We start from the raw sequence: 22,991 nt of genomic DNA, 5'->3' as shown, positions 1-22,991 counted from the left end.
TGAATCGCAGTGGTGATCGTAGGTTGAATTCTGCGTTGTACATGGTGGCTATCACGCGGCTATCTCACCATCAGCGGTCCCAGGAATATATGGCGAAACGGCTTGGTGAGGGGGAGACGAAGAAGGAAACGATCCGGTGTATGAAGCGTCACGTCGCTCGTTCTGTGTATCGGATTCTCGAGGCCACGAAACCGATCGGCCAAGCCGCTTGACAGACATAGAAGGATCCTGACGGCGGCCCAGCAACCTCGCGCGAGGTTGCTGGGCCGCCGTCAGGTAGCAATTAGAGGGATTCTAGGACTTTGCGGACTCCGGCGTTGCGCAGGGACTCGTGGCGGACCGAGGCCCAATAGGACACCTGCTTGGAGAACAGCTCGGGCAGCACCTGCACCAAGCGCGAATTGCCGTGGGCGAGGAAGTCCGGAAGGATGCCGATCCCGGCCCCGTGCGAGGTCGCGAGCACGTGCGCATGCACCGAGGTGGACCGGAAGAAGCCTGTCCCACGGGGAAGGGCATCGGCCGCCTCGTCGAGATCATCGACCTGCAGCGAATTCTCGATGTAGTAGACCATCCGGTGGTCGGCCAGATCATCCAGCGTCTGCGGCATCGGATGCGAGGAGATGTAGTCCTGCGAGGCATAGAGCTGGAGCCGGTAGTCGCGGATGTGCTTGGCAATCGACCGCGGGGCATCAGGACGCCCGACGACGATCTCGATATCTACACCCGACCGGTACTGCCTGGCCCGCTGCGTGGCGGTGATCAGCTCGATCTGCAGTCCCGGATGCTGCGCCTGCAGTGTGGTGAGCGCCGGAACGGCATACTCAAGGGCGAAGGCCTGCGGACAGGCCAGCCGGATCGTCCCGGAGAGAGCCGAGTTCGAATGCGCATCGATGCGGCCCAGAGCGGCCTCGATATCCTCGGCGATCGGCAGCAGCTGGCGCCCGGCGGCGCTGAGCTCCCACCCGTCGGGGGAAGCCACGAGCACGCGATCGCCGTACGCTCTCTCGAGCGCGGCGATGCGCCTGGACACGGTCGTGTGGTTGAGGCCGAGGCTGTGCGCGGCGGCCGTGAACTTCCCCAGTCGGGCGACGGCGAGCAGAGTCAGCAGATCCTCGGGAGCGATCTGCAGACCTGAACTGCCAGGTGCATAGGAAGCCATAGTGGCTCCATTCTATCTGCGTCCGCGCACATAACCGGTGCGGAAGAGGTGAGGCTCCCCGCCGGCCTTCCGCACGTTCACTGGCGTACTGTGAGAGGGAACACCTAAGAGTTGCTGAACATGATGCGAGGAGGCATATTATGTCGACGATTGGATGGGTGGGCCTGGGAAATATGGGCCGCCCGATGACTGCGAACCTGGTCAGGGCCGGTCACACCGTCAATGGTTTCGATCTCGTCCCCGAGGCCGTGGACGCAGCCGCGAAGAGCGGGGTGAACCCCGTGAGTTCCATCGCCGAGGCGGTCGCCGGTGCCGATATCGTCTTCACGATGCTGCCCAAGGGCGAGCACGCCCGCACCGCCTACCTCGAGCCCGACGGTGTCCTGGCCAACGCGGACCAGAGGACCCTCCTCATCGATTCCTCGACGATCGACTTCGATTCGGCGCGTCTCCTCCATGCCGAGGCGAAGAAGGCAGGCTTCCGCCTGATCGACGGACCCGTCTCCGGCGGAGTCACCGGTGCCGAAGCCGGCACCCTGACGTTCATGCTCGGCGGTGCCGACGCCGACATCGAAGAGGCTCGCCCCTTCATCGAGGCGATGGCCGGCAACATCTTCCACGCCGGTGGTGACGCCGCAGGTCAGGCCGCGAAGATCGTGAACAACATGATGCTGTCGATCAGCCTCCAGGGTGTCGTCGAAGGCGCTGTGCTCGCCGATCGCTTCGGCCTCGACCCGAAGGTCTTCCACGATATTGCGAAGGTCTCCTCCGGTGACTCCTGGCCGCTGCGTACGTGGTACCCGGTGCCGGGCGTGACGACGACGGCCGCAGCGAACAACGAGTTCCAGCCCGGCTTTGCCACCGCACTCATGCACAAGGACGTCGGCCTGGCCCTCGCCGGCGCCGAGACCCAGGGTGTCGAGCTCCCGGCCGCCTCCCTTGTCCACGCGCAGCTGCAGAAGCTCATCGACGAAGACCTCGGCGGACTCGACACGTCCGCCCTGATCAAGAACATCGACCCGGACGCCGAGGGTCTGCCGAAGTAGGCACTGTAACGGGGCCGAGGCGGCACCGAGTTGCGGACGATCCGTGTCGAAGAATCACAATGAATTCGACACGGATCGTCCGCAACTCGTTTCCCTGCCCGGTGGACCGGCTAGGTGGACCGGCCCGGACGCGGGCCCGTTCCCGTCGTGACACCTGGTGCGGGACTCGGCCGCTGGAGCATCCTCGGCGACCTGAAACTTCGTGCGGCTCATGTAAGACTGGAGTCATGAGTACGCCTGATTCCGCCTCCCCGCTCTCCGCCGACGACATCGCCGCCATCACCGGCAACCTCGACGAGGTGGCTGATCGGGCCCGGGCCGCCGCCGAGGCGAGCGGTCGCAGCGGGGACGATGTGCGCGTGCTGCTAGCGACGAAGACGCAGCCGGCGGAGAAGATCCGCGTCGCCCTCGAGCACGGGTTCACGCTCATCGGCGAGAACAAGGTGCAGGAGATCACCGGCAAGGCCGAGGCGCTCGCCGACCTCGATCCCGAGACCCACCTCATCGGACCGCTGCAGCGCAACAAGGTCAATCACACCCTGCGGCATGCTCAGTGCATCCAGTCCGTCGACAACCTCTCGCTGGCCGAGAAGATCAACAACCGCCTCGACGTCCTCGATGAGACCGTCGACTACTTCATCCAGGTCAACACCTCCCGCGAGGACTCGAAGTTCGGTGTCGCACCCGAAGACGCCGAGGAGCTCATCACCGCGACCCGGGCACTTGGCCGGATGCGGCTGCGCGGACTCATGACGATCGGACTGCCCGGCAGCAGCCCCGAAGAGATCCGCCCCAGCTACTCCGACCTGCGCGAGCTCAGCGAGACGCTGCGCGGATCAGGGGTCATGCCCGCCGAGGCGGCCGAGCTGTCGATGGGCATGAGCGGCGACTTCGAACTCGCCATCGCCGAAGGAGCGACGATCGTCCGCATCGGATCGAGCATCTTCGGCGCTCGCGACTATTCCTGACCGGTCCTCCACACCCACACGGGCCGACTCGGCATCCGCCGCATTCCCGGGCGGGGGAGAGAACCGTCACTTGATGACGTTGGGAAGGCCGCCTCGGTGGAGGATCTGCGATCATAGAATCATGAACAGCAGTCCAGATATCTCCGCGTCAGCCAACTCCCCGGCACGGGACGTCAAGGTCCGTGCGCCCGAACTCGTCGGTCGCCGGTGGATGAACTCCGGCGGCAAGGACCTGACCCTGGCCGATCTGCGCGGAAAGGTCGTCCTCCTCGACTTCTGGACGTTCTGCTGCATCAACTGCCTCCACGTCCTCGACGAACTGCGCCCGTTGGAGGAGAAGTACGCCAAGGAGCTTGTCATCATCGGCGTGCACTCGCCGAAGTTCGAGTTCGAACGCACCGTCGAAGCCGTCGACCAGGCCGTGGAACGCTACCAGGTCGAACACCTCGTCCTCGACGATCCCGACCTCGTCACCTGGCAGGCGTACACCGCTCGCGCCTGGCCGACCTTGGCCGTCATCGACCCCGAGGGCTACCTCGTGGCGACCATGTCCGGTGAGGGCCATGCAGCCGGTCTCACCGAGATCATCGAGGGCCTCATCGAGGAGCACTCGGCCAAGGGCACCCTCCACTCCGGCGACGGACCCTACGTTCCGCCGCCGGCCCCGGAGACAGACCTGTTCTACCCCGGAAAGGCCACCCGGCTGCCCTCTGGCCACCTCATCGTCGCCGATTCCGGACACCACAGCCTCGTCGAATACGACGACGATGCGGCCTCGATCATCCGCCGTATCGGCACCGGTGAGCGCGGCGCGGACGACGGCGACTTCGCCTCGGCGAGCTTCAGCGAACCCGGAGGCATCACCGTGCTGCCCGCCGATCTGGCGGCCGAAGTCGGCTACGACCTCGTCGTCGCCGATACCGTCAACCACACCCTGCGCGGGATCGACCTGACGAACGAGACAGTCACGACCATCGCCGGCACCGGTGAGCAGCACATGGTCGGAGCCATCGACAACGTCCGCGGCAAACCCGGTGAGCTGGGACGATACGATGGATCCGCGCGTGATGTGAAGCTGTCGTCGCCGTGGGATGTCCTCTTCGTCCCCTCCACCGCCGAGGTGGTCGTGGCGATGGCAGGCAACCACACCATCTGGTCTTTCGATCCGAAGGACGGCACGATCCGCATCCTCTCGGGCACGATGAACGAGGGCCTGGTCGACGGCGACGGGGAGTCTGCGTGGTTCGCCCAATCCTCCGGTCTCGACCTCGGGCCAGCGGGCGAGGTGTTCGTTGCCGACTCCGAGACCTCGGCGATCCGCCGCCTCGACCCCGCCACCGGTGAGGTGTCCTCGCTGGTGGGCGTCGGACTCTTCGACTTCGGCTTCCGCGACGGACCGGCCGCCGAAGCCCGCCTGCAGCACCCGCTGGGAGTGCGCAGCCTGCCTGACGGGTCGGTCGCGATCACCGACACCTACAACGGTGCGATCCGCCGCTTCGACCCGAGGACCGAGGAAGTCACGACCCTGGCGCGCGGCCTGCGCGAACCCTCGGACATCGTCCTCATCGACGACGAAGGCACCCCCGATGACGCCGAACTCATCGTCGTCGAGTCCGCAGCGCACGCACTCACCCGGGTGAAGCTGCCCAAGGACGCCCAGAAGGTCGACGAAGGCGCATTGACGACGAAGCGCCCTTCGACGGAGATCGCCTCCGGTCCGGTTTCGCTGACCGTGAGCTTCACTGTACCGGCTGGTCAGAAGCTCGACGACCGGTGGGGTGATCCCACGTTCCTGCAGGTGTCTGCGACGCCGCCGGAACTCATCTCCTCCGGAGAAGGCGGAGCCGAGGGGCTCAGCCGAGATATCGTCATCAATCCCGAGTTCACCGAGGGAGTGCTGCACGTGACAGCGCGTGCTGCAGCCTGCGACGGTGAGCCAGGGGGAGAGATCCCGCTGCACGCGGCCTGCCACCTCTACCAGCAGGACTGGGGCATCCCCGTCGAGCTCGCGGATTCGGCTCCGAACGCACTCACCCTCGACCTCCGCGGCGCCTGAGCGCTCGGCCACCGGAACGAGGGCCGCTGTCGATCAGGTGGACGGTCATCGCTGAAAGCCCATGCACGGAGATTGTTGGGTCGATCCACGGTGTTTTCGGCGTTCTGAACGCCGTGGATCGACCCAACAATCGGCGGATTCGCCCCTTAGCCCGCCGTGCCCAGGTGGGGTCGGGTTGCATGGACGGCCCTGGGTGGCTGCTCAGCCGAGGTACGTCGCAAGAATATGCTTGAACGTGTCCATGTCTGTTCGCTTCGAGACCCGAAGGACCACCCATCCTTCGGCCTCCAGCAGCTGCCGACGCTCGATGTCCACGCCGAACTGGTACGACGAGGTTCTGTGATGGTCACCTTCGTATTCGATGGCGAGCTTGATGTCGGGGTATCCGAGGTCAGGGCGGAGAGTCGCCGAGACCGTCGAACACTTCACTTCCGGGTGAACTTCCGGTTCTGGAAATCCGTTCGCGATGATCCACAGTCGCAACCACGTTTCACGCGGAGAATCGACTGTCTCGCGGATCAGTGACAACGCCCGCCGCACCGATTTTCGCGCTTTGAGGTAGTGGCTTGCGGCTGCCTTTTCCCGAAGCTGATCGAGACTGGTGAGCGGACCACTGTTCTGTCTGCTGATGGCCGCATCACCCAGCGCAATCAGGTCGTCTTCGCTGATCAGCGGGGCGAGTTCGAAGAACAGATCTGTGGCTGAAATCAGCGGCAGATTGTAGAACTCAGTGATGTCGAAGCCGGATCCTCGGTGGAGCTGCACGGCTTTTCGCCGAATTCGCAGACCTCGATCGCCGCTGATGACGTGGGTGTCGAAGTCCTTGCGACGGCTAGGCAGTGGCAGCCCGTAGAGTGCAGCGGCAGTCAGCGAACAGCCGATGACATGCGGGTGCAAGAGCAGAAGCGCTGAAAGTCTCACTTGTTGTTGTAACCACTTCTGATCCGCCCACGGCGGGCAGAGAACCCGAGAGCTGGGATCGGCTTCAACCCACACGCCGCGGAAGACTTGTATGAAACGAGACCGGTCTTTCAGCGCGAATTCCGTGAGCCCGCGCGCTTCGAGATCGCTGTGCATAAAAGGGACGGGAGCCGTCTGGAAATCGGCAGGCGACCGAATTGTTCTGCGCATGACAGACAGGATCGTCCGCGCACCGTGAATAGTGAACGCGTCTGAATGCGACTGTGGACACTTTCCGTCGGTCCTCAGGAATCGGCGTGAGAGTGCAGAGATCGCCCCGGCCCTAGCCATCGCTGGCGAATCCACGGTCCGGTCGTATTTTGCAGCAACCGTGCGAGGAGTTCATCCACAGGAAAGAATGGGTGAGTGGGGCTCCTTGAGACACGTCTGAAGCCTCTCGACGTGCGATTGTTGGGTCGATCCACGGGGGTTTCGGCCCCCTGAAAGCCGTGGATCGACCCAACAATCCCGCGGCGAGGAGAATCGCGAGAGGCGCACCCGTCGGAGGTCCGGACACGGGCCTGTGGAGCCGGACTGGGACCTCAGCAGGAGGAGCGCCCCTTATGCGATGGTGACGTCGCCGAGGCGGCGCGGTTCGAAGCTCACCTGTGAAGACTTGACGACCACCGAACCGCCGAGGACGAAGGAGAGCTTCTCGTCGAAGTCGTGTTCGGCAGCGGTGACGATGTCCCGGTAGCGTCCCTTGACCCGCACCTCGACCGTGGAGGGAGTAAGTTCGAGATCGCTGCCGGACGAGGTCAGCCCGATCTGCGGACTGCGCTCGAGCGACCAGGAGACATCGCCGATGATCTCATTGTCCGTGTCGTAGCCGAAGACGCAGCCGGCCGGCATGAGCGTCTTCGACTTCATGCAGTCCTGCAGATGGTCGGTGACCTGCTCCTCCACGGTCTGCTCGAGCTTGGCCGTGGGTTCGGGCGAGAGCTTCACGGTGGGGGAGTCGCCGGGGGCGGTCACCTCGGTGCGTTGGGATCGCGACTTCAGATACGTCGCATCGAAACCGACGAGGTAGCTCGCCGGGAACAGCACGGGCACACTTCCCGTGCTGACCCCGTATCCGTTGACCGTCGCCGTTGACGAACCGGAGACGTCCAGGGTCAGCGTCGGCCATTCTTCCTGTTCGATGGCCCAGCGGTTGAAGAGTCCCGCGCTGGCAGGCAGGCGGACCATGTTGAGATCGACGGTCTGCTCCTGCGAGGACAGGTTGTAGCTGAGGCGGACCTTCGCGTGATCGCCGTCGACGGAGACGGTCTCGGCCTCGGGCTCGCGCGGCAGGTCGGGAGCCGCGGAGAGGACCTCGTCACTCAGTGCCAAGGTCGATGTCGGAGTCGGTGTGGACAGGTAGGAGAAGGCACTCTGCGCATCGCCGCGTTCGATCGCCGAGATATAGGATTCGGCGGCTCGCGCGGGGGTGTAGACGGTGAAGTTGAGGAGGGGGACCGCTGCCACTGTGAGGACGACGACCGTCAGCGCTGAGATCAGAAGTCTGCGCGACGTTCGCATGGCGCTCCTGATTCGGTTGGGAACTTGAGGGGACTGGGCAGTTCTCAGTCTATCTGCCGCGGTTCACTCGACCGGGTAGGCATGCAGGGCAGAGGTGTCGACCTCGACGAAGACATGCGTGCCGACCTTGACGTTGGCTCGCAGTTCGGAGATCGTCGCGCCGAGTCCAGGGTGCAGCACCCCGAATCCGATGGCCGGCTTTTTGCCCGCATCTGACTCGGCGTTCGCCGCGGAATCCTCAGCCGGTTCGGCGGATGCGTCGGACTTCGTCGAATCCGTCGGATCCGGCTGCCTGCTCGGCACTCCGGCGAGGTCGGCGAGGTCGACGTCGAGGGCGAGTCCCATCTCCGTGTCGACCGGTGAGAGCTTCGCCTGCAGACAGGAACCGCGATCGCGCAGTCCCGTGACGATGGCTTCGAACACCGTCGCCGAGGTGAACGCCGGGTCGTGTTCGTCCAATGACAGGAGGGCGGCACGCCACCCGAGGGTGACGAACACCTTCCCGTCGAGGTCGGTGCGGGCGCGCACGGCCGAATGGCCGATGGACAGCCATCCCTTCCGTGCCAGCCCGGAATAGACATTGACGCCGCTGAGCTCGGCCGGCAGCGAACCGCGCGGTTCGGTGACGATCTGCTCCAAGGAGCCGAGCGCGACGAGTTGGTCCTTTTCGATATCGGCCACCCCTGCCTCGGCGATGGAGTGGTCGGTCAGCGAATTCGAGCTGAAGACGACGCCGCGGCCCTCTTGGGCGATGAGTTCGGCGAAGCGACCCCGCAGACCGGTGCGCAGATGGCCGGGGACCGAACCGAACGGGTCGATGAGAGTCAGCCATTTCGCGCCGCTCGCCCAGGCCGCGGCCAGGGCGAGACGGGCACGATCGGGCGCGTCGAGGTCATCGAGACGACTGCGCAGAACATCGGGGCGCAGTCCGAATGATGTCAATGCAGCCGATGGATCCGCTGCCGATGCCGCCTCCCCAGATCCGGCATCGGCTTCGCGAAGATAGCTCTTCATCCAGCTGCGCACACGCAAGCGACCCGACCGGCGACCGGTCGGGAAGCGTGGTGGTGGTGCGACGTGGGGCAGGGCCGCCACGGACAGCACCACCGAGGTGGTGCTGTCCGGGCTGCCCATGAGTCCGAGCATTGTCCCTGCTCGCAGACGTCCGAGGTCGATCTCGCGTCCGTCGAGCTGCAGCCCCGCGAGGGACAATTCATCGTTCAACGCGGCTTAGAACTCCGCGGGATCGTCGGAGGCATTCATCCGCCGACGGGTGATGATGACAGCTGCCGCACCGACTGCGAGCAGACCGACACCGAGAGCCAGTCCGGTCATCTCGGCACCGGTGCGCGGCAGGTCGCTGCCCGAATCGTTCGAGCCGCTGCCGTTCCCGGTCCCGTTTCCGCCCTCGTCGACGGCGGTGCCGTTGGTGAGCACGGTGAAGCTTCCGCCCTGGGGCTCGTCGAAGCTCTCGGCCTGGGCACGCACGTTGTAGGTGCCGAGCACGGCCTTGACCTTGGCCTGGACACCGAATGTGACCTTGCCTTCGGAATCGGCTTCCTTGGTCATCGTGTAGCGGTCGACCTTGCCCTGGGCATGCTCGACCGTGATCGAGACCTTCTCGCCGGGCTGAGCCCCGCTGACGCCGAGCTTGATGCCGTCGCCCAGGAAGTTCTCGGAGCTGACCTCGGTCGGGTTGATGAACATGGACGCCTGTGCGGCTGCGGCAGGTTGCTTGTCCTCGGTGCCGGGGCTGGCCGGGCCGGTGGACTCGGGAGCCTCGTCCTCGGCCTTCTTGTCGCCTTCGGCCGCGTTGTCGGCGTCTTCGGACTCCGACGGCTGGCCGGTCGGTTCGTCGGACTTCGGCGCTTCGTCCTTCGGGCCCTCGGCCGGTCCAGGCTTCACGCCGTCGGCGGGAGCCTCATCGGCCTTGTCGTCAGCCTCGTCGGTCTCAGACGGGCTCGGCTTCGGTGCCTCGGTGGTGGGCTCTTCGGTCTTCGTCTCCGACGGGCTCGGCTTCGGTGCCTCGGTGGTGGGCTCTTCGGTCTTCGTCTCCGACGGGCTCGGCTTCGGTGCCTCGGTGGTGGGCTCCTCGGTCTTCGTCTCCGTCGGCTCGGGAGCCTTCGTGGTGGGTTCCTCGGTCTTCGTCTCCGAGGGCTCCGGGGACTTCGTTTCGCTGGGAGTCTCGTCCGGAGTCTCGATGGGACCGGTGGCCGAATCACACTTATCGTCGTCGCCCTTACCCGGTTCCTCGACCTCGGAGGCCTTGGAGACGACCTCGAAGGTCACCTTCGAGGACTTCTTCTCGGACTTGAGATCGGTGAGGTAGAGCGAGTACTCGCCGACAGGCACCTGGGCACCGTCGGTGACGGTGAAGAAGTAGGTGCCGGAGACCTTTCCGTCTTCGTCGACCGTGAGCTTCTTGTCCGGCGAGTATTCGGTGCCATCGGTGCCGACGACGGTCACTGTGGCCTTCTGGTCCGGGCTGAATCCGGTGCCGGAGAAGCCGATTCCCTTTTTGTCGTCAGCGATATCGGCGCGGGTCACCTGCGCCTGCGCAAGGGTCGCCTGCGGATCCGACTCGTCGGGAACCGAAGAATCCGATTCGGAGCTGCTCGATGACTGCTGATCACCCTGGGCGCACAGCGGTTGCTGAGGGACCGAAGCGGTGGACTCTGTCGCTGCGAACGCCGGGGCGCCAGCAAGACCTGTCAATGCAACGGCTACTGCGGGGGCAAGCACAAGACGCGAGGTCTTCACAGTAATGCCTTTCGATTGTTGTCTACCCACGAAAGACGATGGACTCCCGGCATTCCTTGGCTTAAGAAGGGGAAGGCACCATCGTGCGCGGGTCCGTACAGCTCATTACCCTAAGGCATTCATCCGCCGCTATGGGGAGACACACGGGTAAAAATCAGGAGAATTCCCGAGAATCGTTACCGTTTTGTGACATAGTTTCGGCGTGGCGGTGGATTTTGCCGGCCGGTGATGCGTGCTCGACCCATGGTTCGGCGGAGGGGAGAGGAGAGGAGTCTCAAGCGTACGGGGCTTGCAGCGACTACCATCGGAAGCGTGACTCTCCTTTCCGACCGCGACATCCGCGCCGAGCTCGACTCCGGGCGCATCGCCCTCGACCCCTACGACCCGTCGCTGATCCAGCCGGCCAGCGTCGACGTGTGTCTCGACCGCTGCTTCCGGCTCTTCGACAACCACAAGTACGCGGTCATCGACCCGAGCCTCGAGCAGCCCGAGCTCACCCGTTTCGTCGAAGCCGCTCCGGGGGAGCCCTTCGTCCTCCACCCGGGGGAGTTCGTCCTCGCCTCCACTCATGAGCTCGTGACTCTGCCCGTCGATGTCGCGGCTCGGCTCGAGGGCAAGTCCTCGCTCGGACGTCTCGGTCTCCTGACCCACTCGACCGCCGGATTCATCGACCCCGGTTTCAGCGGCCACGTCACCCTGGAGCTGTCGAACGTCGCGACCCTGCCAATCACGCTGTGGCCGGGCATGAAGATCGGCCAGCTCTGCTTCTTCCGACTCAGCTCGGCTGCGGAGAATCCCTATGGTTCCCAAGCCACGGGCAACCGCTACCAGGGCCAGCGCGGCCCGACCGCTTCCCGTTCGCACCTCAATTTCTATCGGAGGGAGATGTGATCACCCGCCGCGAACTGCGGCTGCAACGCGAAGCCGCTGAACGTGCCGCCCGGGAACAGGCCGACGCTGCGCGCTACCAGGCCCCCGACGCAGAAACGACGGGTGCCTCTGCCCCGACAGACGCCTCCGCCCCCGTGCCCCCTGCCTCCGACGCTCAGGCCGCGAGCAGGCGGCGGACCGGGATGCCGTCGACGGGGCGGCCCGGATACGGCGGTGCCACGTCCGCGCCCGAGGACACGGCGACCTCGGCGGATCTGCGCGGTTTCCACCTCATCCTCCTCGATGATGCGGTCGAGGTCTCCGACGTGCTCGCGCTCATCCACAACAAGCTGCCCGATCTGCGCCCCGTGCTCGACGAGCACGGGCAGCTGCGCCTGAGCCGGCACTCCCGACTGAGCTCCGGGGCTTCCCTCGACCCGGCCGATGCCGCCGCGCTCGAAGTCCCCGACTGGGCTCGGCACGCCATCGTCATCGACTGCCCCAGGGACCGGCAGCCGACCCCGCCGCCGGACTGGTTCGCCGATGCCGACGGACTCCACGAGGCCTTTCCCAACGGAATGCCGGACCGGGAGGAGGAGCGGATGCTCAGCCTCATGCTCTCCGTCGCCTCCCGCCTCCACACGGGCGTGCGCCTGGCCGACGAACCCGGACTGCCGACGCGGGTGATCATCCCCGACCCGGAGGCGAAGGTCGACCTCTACATCTACTCCTCGTACTGGATGGAGCCGCCGGTCGCGCTCGACCTCGTGCGCCGCCATGCCCCGCACGCCTTCCAGCAGGCTCTGCCCACCCCCGACGAGGATGTGCTGGCCCAAGCGAGCGTCGACGATCCGCTCTTCGACCCTTCCGCCCCGGTCATCCTCGACGGCTATGCCCTGCTCGTCCCGCTCGGCGAGATCGATGAATCCGCCGGCAGCCTCGAGATCCGCGTGATGGAAGCCGAGTGGGTTCCGCCGATCGTCGCCGCCCACACCGACGCCCCGCAGATCGAATACCACGTGCACTGGATGGACACCGAGTCGAAGCGCTATCAGCCGAACCAAGGGCGTCGCTTCCGACGGATGCGCGGTCGGGTGGCCGAGCTGACAGACGCGATCGGAGCCGAACTGCTCGTCGGTTCGGACGGCATCGGACTCGACGAGAACGGCTTCCTCGTGACCAGCAGACAGCTGCGCGCGTGACGAGCCGTCGGATGCACGCGTGACCAGCTTTCGGATACGCGCGTGACCAGCTTTCGGATACGCGCGTGACCGGTGTCGTGTCGGGGCAGAGCCTGTCTCAGCTCACACCCAGCAATTGGGGAAACGACACCTGTTCGTGCGAAAATGGCCTGACGAACCTTTCTCACAAACAGGCATATGACGGAGGTGGCCGCCGGTGATAGTCATGACAGGGGCCTTCTTCGGGGCATCTGTCATCGCCTACCCTCTGGTTCGCCTACTCGGCCGCAACGCCTTCTTCTTCCTCGCCCTCGTCCCCTTCGCGGGACTTCTGTGGAGCCTGTCGACGATCCCCGAGATCTTCGGCCCCGCCGCTCAGCCGGTCGTGGAGAATCTCGACTGGCTGCCCGAGCTCGGTCTCGCCGGGATCTTCCGCCTCGACGTGCTCTCCTGGATCATGACGCTGCTGGTGACCGGGGTCGGCGCCCTCGTCTTCGTCTACTGTGCACGCTACTTCTCGCCCGACGAGCCGGGCCTGGCCCGGTTCGCGGGAATCTTCATGGCCTTCGCCGGAATGATGTACGGGCTCGTCATCGCCGACGAACTGCTCATGCTCTACCTGTTCTGGGAAGGCACGACTGTCTTCTCCTACCTGCTCATCGGGCACAGCCAGTCCCGCCGCCGCTCCAGGCAGGCGGCACTGCAGGCCCTCATCGTCACCACCGCAGGCGGGCTGGCCATGCTCGTGGGCATGATCCTGCTCATCACCGCCACCGGAACCGGGCAGATCTCGACCCTGGTCGACCGAGCCCAGTCGGGTATGGACACCGGCGGAATCATCATCTCCGCCGTCATCCTCATCCTCGTCGGCGCGATCTCGAAGTCCGCGCTCATGCCGTTCCACTTCTGGCTGCCCGGCGCCATGGCCGCACCCACTCCGGTGAGCGCCTATCTGCACGCCGCGGCCATGGTCAAGGCGGGAATCTACCTCGTCCTGCGCCTGGCGCCGGGCTACAACAACATCCCCGGCTGGTCCGAGGTGCTGCTCACCCTGGGTCTGCTGACGATGTTCATCGGCGGTTGGCAGGCGCTGAAGCAGACCGACCTCAAACTGCTGCTGGCCTTCGGCACGGTCTCGCAGCTCGGATTCCTCACCACCATGGCCTCGTTCGGCACTCCGGACATCACGAAGGCGGCCCTGGGTCTGCTCATCGCCCACGCCCTGTTCAAGTCGTGCCTGTTCCTGTGTGTCGGCATCATCGACCACCGTGCCGGCACCCGTGACCTGACGAAACTCTCCGGCGGCTGGAGGGCCTTCCCCGTCGTCGCCGTGTGCGCGACGATCGCTGCCGCCTCGATGGCCGGGCTGCCCCCGCTGCTCGGCTTCGCTGCGAAGGAAGCCGCGTACTCGACCCTTCTGTCCTCGCCGGACAAGACCTCGGTCATCGCCTTCATCGGCATCATGATCGGCTCGATCCTCACCGTCGCCTACTCGACCCGTTTCGTCTGGGGTGCGTTCTCCTCGAAGCCCGGAGTCGACGACATCGCCCGCCGCGACGAGAAGCTCACCCTCGTCGTCTCCCCGCTCATCCTCACCGCTCTGACTCTGGCGCTCGGCCCGGGAGTCGGACTGCTCGACGGCTACTTCTCCGCGTGGACCTCCGGGCTGCCGGCCGTGGCCGAAGGCGATGGGCACTACCACCTCGCGCTGTGGCACGGATTCGAACCGGCGCTCGCCTTCACCGCCGTCACCGTCGCCGCAGGCCTCGCTCTGTTCATCTACCGCCGTCCCTTCGCGAAGGTGCAGGCGACGCTGCCGTCGGGCCTGGACTTCCACGAGCTCTACCGAATGCTCATCGGCTGGATGGAGGCCTTGGCGCTGTGGGTCACCGCCCGCACCCAGCGTGGTTCGCTGCCGTTCTACCAGGGCGTGGTCTACATCGTCCTCGTCGCCGGACTGGGGCTGGCGATCATCTCCAACGACACGTGGAACATCACGTTCCGGCTCTGGGACACGCCGCTGGACCTCATCGTTGCGGCCGTGCTCGTCATCGTCGCGATCGGTGCCACCCGAGCCAAGAAGCGCTTCACCGCTGTCGTCGTCACCGGCATCTCCGGCTACGCGATGGTCGCGTACTTCGCCTTCGTCGGCGCTCCCGACCTGGCTCTGACCCAGGTGCTCGTCGAGACCATCACGATTGTCGTCTTCGTCCTCGTCCTCCGTAGGCTGCCGGCACGCATCGGTGAGTCGACCGGTCGACTCACCCCCGCCTGGCGGGCGATCATCGGCGGTGCCGTGGGCATCACCATGATGCTCGTGGTCCTCATCGCCTCCGGTGTGCGCGTGGCCGATCCGATCTCCGTCGACTTCGGTCAGCTCGCCTACGAGCTCGGTCACGGCAAGAACATCGTCAACGTCACCCTCGTCGATATCCGCGCGTGGGACACGATGGGTGAGATCTCGGTGCTCGTGGCCGCGGGTACCGGTATCGCCGGCCTCATCTTCGTGCGTGGTCGCGAAGGTCACCTGCACCGGTTCGAGAGGAAGAGGGACGGCACCGAGGCGGCCGGTCGCATCCGCTTCCAACCCGTGGCCGAGGACGTCGCCGACCTCCACTACACCGGCCAGGGGGAGGGGCTGTCGCAGAAGCGGGCGTCGTGGCTCATCGCCGGACGGACCTTGGCTCCGCGCAACCGGTCGATCATCCTCGAGGTCACTGCCCGCCTGATCTTCCACGCCGTCATCGTCTTCTCCGTCTACCTTCTCTTCGCCGGCCACAACGATCCGGGCGGCGGATTCGCCGGCGGTCTCGTCGCCGGGCTCGCGCTCGTCGTCCGCTACCTCGCGGGAGGCAAGTACGAACTCGCCGAGGCGGCCCCCTTCACTCCCTCGGGAATGCTGGGCACCGGTATGGTGACCGCGATCCTCACCGTCATCGGCGGGTGGATCTGGAGTGACACGGTCTTCGAATCCCTCTACCTCGAGGGTGACCTGCCGCTGCTGGGCCACCTGTCCTTCGGGACCTCGACGTTCTTCGACATCGGCGTCTATCTCATCGTCGTCGGCCTCATGCTCGACATCCTCCGCTCGCTGGGAGCCGAGGTCGACCTGCACCAGGAGCGCGACGAGGCGATGCTGACCAACCGCATCCACGACAATGTGAACTTCTCCGAGGACATGGGCGCCACTGCCGAACACCGAGCGGTGTCCGAGATCATCGACCGGGTCAACGAACTCGACGTCGACAACGGTGCGGAAGGAGGCCGCCTATGAGCGTCTCCTTCGTCATGGTCCTGGCCATGGGCGTCCTCTTCGCCGGCGGCATCTACCTCATGCTCGAACGCTCCCTGACCCGCGTTCTGCTCGGCTTCATCCTGCTCGGCAACGGAGTGAATCTGCTCATCATCCTCACCGCCGGACGCGGCTCTCCGCCCCTGACGGACGGCAAGAACCTGTCGACCGAGGGCATGTCCGATCCGCTGCCGCATGCGCTCATCCTCACCGCGATCGTCATCACCTTCGCCGTGACGGCGTTTCTGCTGGCGATGATCTACCGCTCTTGGAGGCTCATGCGCGCCGATTCGCTGCAGGATGACGACACTGACCTCCAGGTGGCGATCACGAAGCTCATCGACTCCGAGGCGGAGGCGAGCACCGACTACGACGACACCGAGTTCGGTGACGAGGCGGAGTCCCCGATCACCGGTGCCATCGACCTCGACGACGACGGCACGCCCGCAGAGCGGGAGGACCTCGCCGACGACATCGAGGACGCGTCGACCCCGGCCGAGGCCGATGCCATCGCCGAGGAGGCCGTGGACTCGCAGACGGAGGCGCACAGCGCCGAAGAGGCTGAGGTCACCGAAGAGGCCGAAGACGCGAAACGGCAGGGAGACGACGCATGATCGATCTTCTGCCCGTGCTCGTTCCCCTGCCCGTTCTGCTGCCGCTCATCGGCGCCGGAATCGCGCTCATCCTGTCGAAGCACACGCGGGCGCAGAACATCGTGTCGATCGCGATCCTGGTCGCGGTCATGGCCATCGCCACGATGATCCTCTTCGGAGTCGATGCGCACGGGCCGCAGGTCGTGGCGATCGGCGGGTGGCAGCCTCCTGCGGGCATCGTGCTCGTCGCCGACCGGCTGTCGGCTCTCATGCTCATCGTGTCTGCACTGGTCACACTGTGCGTGCTCGTCTACGCCCTGAGTCAGGACGCCAACGACGATTCGAACGAGACTCCGATCTCCGTGTTCAACCCCAGCTATCTGGTGCTGTGCGCGGGCATTGCGAACTCGTTCCTCGCCGGAGACCTGTTCAATCTCTATGTCGGCTTCGAGATGTTCCTCGTCTCCTCCTATGTGCTGCTCACCCTCGGTGCCACGGCGGAGCGGATCCGGGCGGGAGTCACCTATGTGATCATCTCGCTTGTGTCCTCGGTGATCTTCCTCGCCGCCATCGGTGTCATCTATGCTGCGTGCGGCACAGTGAACATGGCGCAGCTGTCCGAGAGGATCTCGGACCTGCCGGCCGATGTGCAGATGATCCTCCACGTCCTCCTGCTGCTGGGCTTCGGAATCAAGGCCGCGATCTTCCCGCTGTCCTTCTGGCTGCCCGACTCCTATCCGACGGCACCGGCCCCGGTGACAGCGGTCTTCGCAGGACTGCTGACGAAGGTCGGCATCTATGCGATCATCCGCACGGAGACCCTGCTGTTCGCCGAATCCTCCCTGCGGGTGCCGCTGCTCATCGCGGCCGGCCTGACGATGCTCGTGGGCATCTTCGGCGCCATCGCTCAGTCGGAGATCAAGAGGATCGTGTCCTTCACCCTGGTTTCGCATATCGGCTATATGCTCTTCGGCGTGGCCCTGGGCACGAGTGTCGGCCTGTCTGCCGCGATCTACTACACGGTTCACCACATCATCGTCCAGACCGCGCTGTTCCTGGCCATCGGCCTCGTCGAAATGCGGGGCGGGTCCACCTCGACGAGATCGCTCGGCGGTCTCATGGTGCTCTCGCCGGTGATCACGATCATCTTCTTCATCCCCGCTCTCAACCTCTCCGGCATTCCGCCGTTCTCCGGGTTCATCGGCAAGGTCGCACTCTTCTTCGCGGGCTTCGACGACCACGCGTGGCTGCCGACCGTCCTCATCGTCGCCGGCACCGTGACGAGTCTGCTCACCCTCTACGTCATCGGACGTACCTTCAACCTCGCATTCTGGCGTGATCCGGCCGATGTGGAGGAGCCGAACGAGGACCTCGTCGAGGAATTCACGGAGCGGAAGAAGACGCTGCTGGCGGGGAAGAAGTGGAAATCTCAGATCGGCGTTCCCCCTGCCATGGTGGCGGCCACCTCGATGGTGGTGATCGCCTCCATCGTTCTCACCGTCGCCGCCGAACCTCTGTGGGACATGTCGAACCGGGCGGCGGAGAACCTCTCGACACCGATCGACTACGTCACGAACGTGCTGGGAGGTGATGAGTGATGAGCCCCGACCGAGACCAGGGACAGACCCGAGCTGACGGCCGGGACCGAGTCCACGGCCAAGACCGGGCAACGGGACAGGACCGGGCGATGGGCCAAGACCGGGTGCCGGCGAACCGGGCGCGGATGAGCCGGGGCCGCGGATTCATCCAGCAGCTCGTGCTGCTGGTCTCGCTGGTTCTGCTGTGGCTGATGCTGTGGGATTCGATCACTGTGGTCACCGTGATCACCGGAATCGTGCTGGCCTACGTCATCACGCGCGTCTTCTACCTCCCGCCCGTTGTGCTCTCCGGACGGTTCAACGTCTGGCATGCGTTGGTGTTCGGTCTGTGGTTCCTCTTTTCGGTTCTCCGCGCCTCCATCGAAGTCGCCTGGTATGCGTTCCGTCGCAAAGCGGTCGGCGCCGGGTCCGTCGTCGCCTGCGATCTGCGCACGAGCTCGGACCTCGTGCTCACCCTCATCGCCGATACCGCCAGCCTCATCCCCGGGTCGATCATCATCGACAGCGATCGCGCCATGGGCATGCTCTACCTGCACTTCCTCGACTGCGATTCCGAGGAGAAGGTGCGCAAGGCTAAAGCGCAGGTCTACTACATCGAAGAGCTGCTCATCCGCACTCTCGGTTCGCATCGTGACCTCGCCGCCCTGCGCGCCAGACCGGATCCGCTGACCGAGACCGAAGGAGGCCGCTCATGAGTGAGATCATCCTTCACTCCCTCGTCGTCGCCGGTTCGGTGCTGTTGGCCGCCTCGGTGGTCATAGCGCTCCTCCGGATCGTCCGCGGTCCTTCGATCCTCGACCGCATGATCGGCACCGACGTCGTGCTGGCGGCGATCATGTGCGGCCTCGGCGGGTATATGGCCCTGTCCGACCGGACGGATCTGCTGCCGGTGCTCATCGTGCTCGCGATGCTCGGCTTCGTCGGTTCGGTGAGCGTGTCGCGGTATGTGTCGAAGTCCGATTCGATGACTCTCGGCCCCGAGGCGGGGGCCCTGTCCGAGTTCAGCGCCTCTGACTGGCACATGCCCCGCGATGCGGACGAGCAGGGCGCCGGGCCCGGATCGACCTCTGTGCCCCAGGATCGACCCGGCGATGACGTCACCGAGATCGCGGATCCCACCTACGACGCCCACGCCGACAGCGGCGGAGAGGGCGAGGGCACCGGGCCCGATCCGGGACCCGATGACGCCGAGCATGTGTCTGATGCCGACGGGCAGGAGAGCAATCGTGGTTCTTGACATCATCTCGGCCGTGCTCATCTTCCTCGGCGCGGTCCTGTCCCTGGCCGCCGCGGTCGGTCTCGTCCGCTTCGGCGACCTTCTCTCGCGCATGCACGCGAGCGCGAAACCCCAGGTGCTGGGCCTGGTGCTCGTCGCCGTGGCGATCGCGATCCAGTTCCCGACCTGGGCGACGGTGACGACTCTGGCGATCATCATCTCCTTCCAGCTCGTGACGATTCCCGTCGCCACCCATATGGTCGGCCGCGCCGGCTATCGCACCAAGCACCTGCGTCGATCTATGCTGTACCGAGATGAACTCGCCGAGGCGGTCGACCGTGCCGAGGCCCGAGAGATCGCCTGGGAACGCCAGAGAGGAACCGGAACAGACCACCATGACGGCTGACAGTCACACCGAGCCCCAACCACTCGTCTTAGTCGCCGATGATGAGCCCGACGTCCTCGGAGCGGTCGTACCGTTCCTCGAGCGCTCCGGTTTCCGGGTGCTTCCGGCCAGCGACGGACTGCTCGCTCTCGACGAGATCCATCGTCACAAACCCGATGTGTGCGTCCTCGACGTGCTCATGCCCGGAGCCGATGGCCGGCAGGTGCTGCGCCGCCTGCGCAAAGAGGAGAACTGGGTTCCGGTGCTGCTGCTGACCCAGGTCGGCGAGGGCGTCGAGCGGGCGATGGCGCTCGAAGAAGGCGCCGACGACTACCTCAACAAACCCTTCGATCCGCACGAGCTCGTCGCGCGCATCCGTGCCGTGCTGCGTAGGACCCGCAATGACGGTCCGCCATTGGCCACGGCGCCGGTGCTCGTGTCCAGCTTCGGCCTGCGCGTCGACCGTGTCGGACGCCGGGCGTGGTTGGGGCAGCGTGAACTCGTCATCACTCCGAAGGGCTTCACCCTGCTCGAGTACCTCATGGTGCACAAGGACGAACTCATCGAACGCTCTCGCCTGCTCGAAGTGCTGTGGGGATTCGAAGAGGCCGTGGGCACCCGCGCCGTGGATTCCCGGGTCGCCGAGCTGCGTCGTGTGCTCGGCGAGGACGCCGCAGAACCGCGGTGGATCGCCACCGTGCAGGGACGCGGCTATCGTTTCGTCGGTGAGGTCCGCGGCGAGGACGGACAGAGCCGTCTATGACGAATTTCCTTGTCTTCGAGATCCAGGTCTGGCTGTTCCTGCTGCTGCTCGTCATCGTGTTCGGCGGTCTGGCCGTCGGTGCGTGGTTCGGCTGGCGGTATCTGAAGAGGCGTGAGGCCGCGTTGCGGGAATCCATCGAGACGGCCGCGGCCGAGGATTCGATGACGAAGCGCAATCGGATGCTCATCCGACTCGACCATGAGCTGAAGAATCCGCTGACGGCGCTGCGCACCTCGGCGGCGAGCATCCGGGAGGTCGTCCGCGACGGCGGCACGCTGAGCGAGGTTGAGCCGGCCGCCAAGCAGGTCGACGTGTCCTCGCGCCGGGTCGCACGACTGCTGGCCGATCTGCGCAAGCTCGCCGACGTGGAGACCCGCATCATCGAATACGCCCGCGTCGATCTCGATGCGCTCATCCATCAGGCCGTGGAAGATGCATCGACGGCGCCGGGAGCCGAGGACCGGATGATCGTGGCGACTGTCGCCCGTGCTCCGTGGCGGCTGCCCGATGTCGCCGGTGAGGAGGATCTGCTGCTCACCGCGATCCTCAACCTGCTGGGAAATGCTCTCAAATACTCGTCGCAGGCCGAAGTCGTCGAGCTGCGCGCCAATGAGCAGATCATCGACGGGCACCGCTGGGTCGTCGTTGAGGTCGCGGATACGGGCAGCGGCATCCCGCTGGCCGAACAGGAGAACGTCTGGGACGAGCTCTCTCGCGGTTCACGAGTACGCGCGGTCGCTGGTTCGGGCATGGGCCTTTCGCTCGTGCGCGCCATCGTCACTCGGCACGGCGGATCCGTGCAGCTCTTCAGCCAGGAGGGTGTGGGCACCTCGGTGCGCATGGTTCTCCCCGTCCTTGCCGATGCCGCGCCCGTGACCGTTCCGCAGATGTCGGATCATATGGATCGGGTCGCTGCCGGTTCGCATGCGGTGCAGCCGGTGCAGCAGGCTGATCCGCGGCAGGCGCCCGGATTCCTGCCTCCGCGTCAGCCCAGTGAGGCCGAACTGCAGGGACGGATCCTCGGCACTCCGCGGCGGACGTCGAAGCGTCGTCTCGAACGGGTCGACGGTAACCTGGTCAATCGGCGGACGGGCGAATCCGTCTCCGGTGGATTCGCGCCGGATTCCGGTCAGCATTCGCAGTTCAAACCGTCGCGGCAGACCCTGAACGGCGGCGGACAGAACCCGGGCTACGGTCAGCCGCCTGTCGGCAGCCAGCCGAACTCGGGTCCTCAGAGTTCCGGCCCGCAACAGCCCGGACAGCCTTCGGTCGGAAGTCATCCGCACTCGGGTCAGCAGAACTTCGGGCAGACACCTGTGGGCAGTCAGCCCAATTCCAGTCCGCAGAACTTCGGCCAGCCCTACGCGGGCGGTCACCCCAATACGGGACCCCAGAACTTCGGCCAGCAGCCCGTCGTCAGCCAGCCCGGTGCTCCGTACAACGGTCAGCCGCCTGCAGGCAGTCAGCCCGCCAGCGGCCCCCAGCCCACCGGACAACCATCTGTCGGAAGCCAGCCCGGATCCGGTTCGCAGACGCCTCAGTACGGGTATGGACCGGCTCAGCCGAATCAGAACGGCCCGGAAGCGGGGTACCCAGACCGTCGCCGTCGAGGTGACCAGCAGTGAGACCAGTGATTGGGCGCACGGCATCGGATTCCTCCACCTGGGGGATCCTCGCTGGGAAGAAACCCGTGTCGGGGAGTTCTGACTCGGGCAGACCGGCGTCGGGAAACCCTGCCTCGGGCAGACCCGCCTCGGTGCGACGAGCCGCTGCTGCCGGCACTCTCGCCCTGACGGTCCTCCTCAGCGGATGCTCGGTCTTCCAGATCCGCACGGAAGACAAGTCCGCAGGGCCGGTGCGGATCGGCGTGCAGGAGACCGCCGGACCCGAACCCACGGGCAAGCCCACCGAAGCCGGAATCCCCGCGGGGATGACGAAGACTTCAGTGACGTTCGGCAGCAGCTGCCCGGTTGAACTCAGCTTCGCAATCGGTGATGACTGGAGAGACAGCACCGGGAGCACCGAGCAGTTCCATGTCTTCAACCACGGCGAAGACACCACTCACGGCGATACCATCCTCGTCAACTGCACCGACGAATACGGCGACAGTGCTCAGGAAGTCGTCGATCAGAAGAGGCGGTACAACTTCTCCGAACAGGACTCACAGGTGTTGGCCGAGCAGACTGGGTCTCTGGCCGCGGGCGAGTTCTGGAGCTATCAGGGTGAACTCGGTCCGACCGAGATCCTTGCCATCAACAACGAACCGACTTATGCCTTCGGGGTGCAGACGGGGTACAAGATCAACGGGCGCCTGGTGAATCTGTCCATCGAGATGCGCACACCGACGACGAACACCGAAGTGGCGGAAGACTTCAAGAAGATGCTGCCGACGGTGACGATCGATGGTGAGAAAGTCCCGTCACCGAGCTTCCACTGACGTACCAGCGAGCGCCGAACGACGTGGCGGTCGGGCACCCGTGATGCGAAGGTCATGCGCCCGCGATCCCGTTCGGAAGCTTCGGCGATCACGCCCCTGGGAACCGTCCGACCGCCTCGGGGATCACGCCCTTGGGATCCCTCCGGCCGCCTCGGCGATCTGGGGTTTCTCTGGAATCCGCCCCGG

19 protein-coding genes are annotated in these 22,991 nt (G+C 65.4%); 14 read left to right on the top strand and 5 right to left on the bottom strand.

Annotated elements, in window-relative coordinates:
* Nucleotides 1–283: 283 nt before the first annotated feature.
* On the bottom strand, nucleotides 284–1,159 hold the full coding sequence (locus BI49514_RS11455; protein ID WP_101546667.1) for a LysR family transcriptional regulator: 876 nt from the start codon (nucleotides 1,157–1,159) through the stop codon (nucleotides 284–286).
* A 140-nt stretch (nucleotides 1,160–1,299) separates the two neighbouring features.
* On the opposite strand from BI49514_RS11455, the gene mmsB reads away from it, so the two are divergent.
* The 3 genes from mmsB (at nucleotide 1,300) to BI49514_RS11440 (ending at nucleotide 5,229) form a co-directional block, all read left to right on the top strand.
* Nucleotides 1,300–2,205 (top strand): 3-hydroxyisobutyrate dehydrogenase, encoded by a 906-nt coding sequence (gene mmsB, locus BI49514_RS11450; RefSeq protein WP_101546666.1) that lies wholly within the window; start codon nucleotides 1,300–1,302, stop codon nucleotides 2,203–2,205.
* 227 nt (nucleotides 2,206–2,432) lie between these two features.
* Nucleotides 2,433–3,173, top strand: a complete 741-nt coding sequence (locus tag BI49514_RS11445) for a YggS family pyridoxal phosphate-dependent enzyme (RefSeq protein WP_101546665.1) — start codon at nucleotides 2,433–2,435, stop codon at nucleotides 3,171–3,173.
* Nucleotides 3,174–3,294: 121 nt separating this feature from the next.
* Complete coding sequence (locus tag BI49514_RS11440; RefSeq protein WP_101546664.1) at nucleotides 3,295–5,229, top strand: NHL domain-containing thioredoxin family protein; 1,935 nt, start codon at nucleotides 3,295–3,297, stop codon at nucleotides 5,227–5,229.
* Nucleotides 5,230–5,430: 201 nt separating this feature from the next.
* On the opposite strand, the gene BI49514_RS11435 is transcribed toward BI49514_RS11440, so the two are convergent.
* The 4 genes from BI49514_RS11435 to BI49514_RS11420 form a co-directional block, all read right to left on the bottom strand.
* Nucleotides 5,431–6,306 carry a hypothetical protein gene (locus tag BI49514_RS11435; protein ID WP_145996214.1) on the bottom strand — a complete coding sequence of 292 codons (876 nt, stop codon included), beginning with the start codon at nucleotides 6,304–6,306 and terminating at the stop codon, nucleotides 5,431–5,433.
* Between the two features lie 444 nt (nucleotides 6,307–6,750).
* Nucleotides 6,751–7,710, bottom strand: a complete 960-nt coding sequence (locus tag BI49514_RS11430; protein ID WP_101546662.1) for a hypothetical protein — start codon at nucleotides 7,708–7,710, stop codon at nucleotides 6,751–6,753.
* A gap of 63 nt (nucleotides 7,711–7,773) precedes the next feature.
* Nucleotides 7,774–8,934, bottom strand: coding sequence for an ABC transporter (locus BI49514_RS11425; protein ID WP_101546661.1), 1,161 nt, complete (start codon nucleotides 8,932–8,934; stop codon nucleotides 7,774–7,776).
* 6 nt (nucleotides 8,935–8,940) lie between these two features.
* A complete protein-coding gene (locus BI49514_RS11420) occupies nucleotides 8,941–10,470 on the bottom strand; it encodes an LPXTG cell wall anchor domain-containing protein (RefSeq protein ID WP_145996213.1) in 1,530 nt (509 codons plus the stop codon).
* Nucleotides 10,471–10,782: 312 nt separating this feature from the next.
* On the opposite strand from BI49514_RS11420, the gene dcd reads away from it, so the two are divergent.
* From dcd to BI49514_RS11365, 11 genes are all read left to right on the top strand, one after another.
* On the top strand, nucleotides 10,783–11,361 hold the full coding sequence (gene dcd, locus BI49514_RS11415) for a dCTP deaminase (RefSeq protein ID WP_101546659.1): 579 nt from the start codon (nucleotides 10,783–10,785) through the stop codon (nucleotides 11,359–11,361).
* On the top strand, nucleotides 11,358–12,542 hold the full coding sequence (locus BI49514_RS11410; RefSeq protein ID WP_244195256.1) for a hypothetical protein: 1,185 nt from the start codon (nucleotides 11,358–11,360) through the stop codon (nucleotides 12,540–12,542). The genes dcd and BI49514_RS11410 overlap by 4 nt, the downstream gene beginning before the upstream one ends.
* A 205-nt stretch (nucleotides 12,543–12,747) precedes the next feature.
* Complete coding sequence (locus BI49514_RS11405) at nucleotides 12,748–15,795, top strand: Na+/H+ antiporter subunit A (protein ID WP_101546658.1); 3,048 nt, start codon at nucleotides 12,748–12,750, stop codon at nucleotides 15,793–15,795.
* The gene (locus BI49514_RS11400) at nucleotides 15,792–16,427 is read left to right on the top strand and encodes a Na(+)/H(+) antiporter subunit C (protein WP_101546657.1); all 636 of its coding nucleotides are present in this window, start codon (nucleotides 15,792–15,794) and stop codon (nucleotides 16,425–16,427) included. Before BI49514_RS11405 ends, BI49514_RS11400 begins: the two co-directional genes overlap by 4 nt.
* Nucleotides 16,424–18,004: a Na+/H+ antiporter subunit D gene (locus BI49514_RS11395; protein WP_101546656.1), complete on the top strand. Its 1,581-nt coding sequence runs from the start codon at nucleotides 16,424–16,426 to the stop codon at nucleotides 18,002–18,004. The genes BI49514_RS11400 and BI49514_RS11395 overlap by 4 nt, the downstream gene beginning before the upstream one ends.
* Nucleotides 18,004–18,699 carry a Na+/H+ antiporter subunit E gene (locus tag BI49514_RS11390; protein WP_244195255.1) on the top strand — a complete coding sequence of 232 codons (696 nt, stop codon included), beginning with the start codon at nucleotides 18,004–18,006 and terminating at the stop codon, nucleotides 18,697–18,699. The genes BI49514_RS11395 and BI49514_RS11390 overlap by 1 nt, the downstream gene beginning before the upstream one ends.
* Complete coding sequence (locus tag BI49514_RS11385) at nucleotides 18,696–19,241, top strand: MrpF/PhaF family protein (protein ID WP_101546654.1); 546 nt, start codon at nucleotides 18,696–18,698, stop codon at nucleotides 19,239–19,241. Before BI49514_RS11390 ends, BI49514_RS11385 begins: the two co-directional genes overlap by 4 nt.
* The gene (gene mnhG, locus BI49514_RS11380) at nucleotides 19,231–19,626 is read left to right on the top strand and encodes a monovalent cation/H(+) antiporter subunit G (protein WP_101546653.1); all 396 of its coding nucleotides are present in this window, start codon (nucleotides 19,231–19,233) and stop codon (nucleotides 19,624–19,626) included. The genes BI49514_RS11385 and mnhG overlap by 11 nt, the downstream gene beginning before the upstream one ends.
* Complete coding sequence (locus tag BI49514_RS11375; RefSeq protein WP_101546652.1) at nucleotides 19,616–20,368, top strand: response regulator transcription factor; 753 nt, start codon at nucleotides 19,616–19,618, stop codon at nucleotides 20,366–20,368. The genes mnhG and BI49514_RS11375 overlap by 11 nt, the downstream gene beginning before the upstream one ends.
* Nucleotides 20,365–21,993, top strand: coding sequence for an ATP-binding protein (locus tag BI49514_RS11370; RefSeq protein WP_101546651.1), 1,629 nt, complete (start codon nucleotides 20,365–20,367; stop codon nucleotides 21,991–21,993). Before BI49514_RS11375 ends, BI49514_RS11370 begins: the two co-directional genes overlap by 4 nt.
* On the top strand, nucleotides 21,990–22,805 hold the full coding sequence (locus BI49514_RS11365; RefSeq protein ID WP_244195254.1) for a hypothetical protein: 816 nt from the start codon (nucleotides 21,990–21,992) through the stop codon (nucleotides 22,803–22,805). Before BI49514_RS11370 ends, BI49514_RS11365 begins: the two co-directional genes overlap by 4 nt.
* Nucleotides 22,806–22,991: the final 186 nt, after the last annotated feature.

Origin of the sequence: Brevibacterium iodinum ATCC 49514 (assembly GCF_900169265.1) — a bacterium.
Lineage (GTDB): Bacteria > Actinomycetota > Actinomycetes > Actinomycetales > Brevibacteriaceae > Brevibacterium > Brevibacterium iodinum.
Note: the sequence above shows the minus strand (reverse complement) of the source record. Positions and strands in the feature narration are given on the sequence as shown.

What these genes read in the sequence shown, in the direction of transcription:
- mmsB (WP_101546666.1), top strand. Translation starts at nt 1,300, where the DNA reads ATGTCGACGATTGGATGGGTGGGCCTGGGAAATATGGGCCGCCCGATG.
- BI49514_RS11370 (WP_101546651.1), top strand. Translation starts at nt 20,365, where the DNA reads ATGACGAATTTCCTTGTCTTCGAGATCCAGGTCTGGCTGTTCCTGCTG.
- BI49514_RS11400 (WP_101546657.1), top strand. Translation starts at nt 15,792, where the DNA reads ATGAGCGTCTCCTTCGTCATGGTCCTGGCCATGGGCGTCCTCTTCGCC.
- BI49514_RS11445 (WP_101546665.1), top strand. Translation starts at nt 2,433, where the DNA reads ATGAGTACGCCTGATTCCGCCTCCCCGCTCTCCGCCGACGACATCGCC.
- BI49514_RS11455 (WP_101546667.1), bottom strand. Translation starts at nt 1,159, where the DNA reads ATGGCTTCCTATGCACCTGGCAGTTCAGGTCTGCAGATCGCTCCCGAG.
- BI49514_RS11430 (WP_101546662.1), bottom strand. Translation starts at nt 7,710, where the DNA reads ATGCGAACGTCGCGCAGACTTCTGATCTCAGCGCTGACGGTCGTCGTC.
- BI49514_RS11440 (WP_101546664.1), top strand. Translation starts at nt 3,295, where the DNA reads ATGAACAGCAGTCCAGATATCTCCGCGTCAGCCAACTCCCCGGCACGG.
- BI49514_RS11375 (WP_101546652.1), top strand. Translation starts at nt 19,616, where the DNA reads ATGACGGCTGACAGTCACACCGAGCCCCAACCACTCGTCTTAGTCGCC.
- BI49514_RS11385 (WP_101546654.1), top strand. Translation starts at nt 18,696, where the DNA reads ATGAGTGAGATCATCCTTCACTCCCTCGTCGTCGCCGGTTCGGTGCTG.
- BI49514_RS11405 (WP_101546658.1), top strand. Translation starts at nt 12,748, where the DNA reads ATGACAGGGGCCTTCTTCGGGGCATCTGTCATCGCCTACCCTCTGGTT.
- BI49514_RS11390 (WP_244195255.1), top strand. Translation starts at nt 18,004, where the DNA reads ATGAGCCCCGACCGAGACCAGGGACAGACCCGAGCTGACGGCCGGGAC.
- BI49514_RS11395 (WP_101546656.1), top strand. Translation starts at nt 16,424, where the DNA reads ATGATCGATCTTCTGCCCGTGCTCGTTCCCCTGCCCGTTCTGCTGCCG.
- BI49514_RS11435 (WP_145996214.1), bottom strand. Translation starts at nt 6,306, where the DNA reads ATGCACAGCGATCTCGAAGCGCGCGGGCTCACGGAATTCGCGCTGAAA.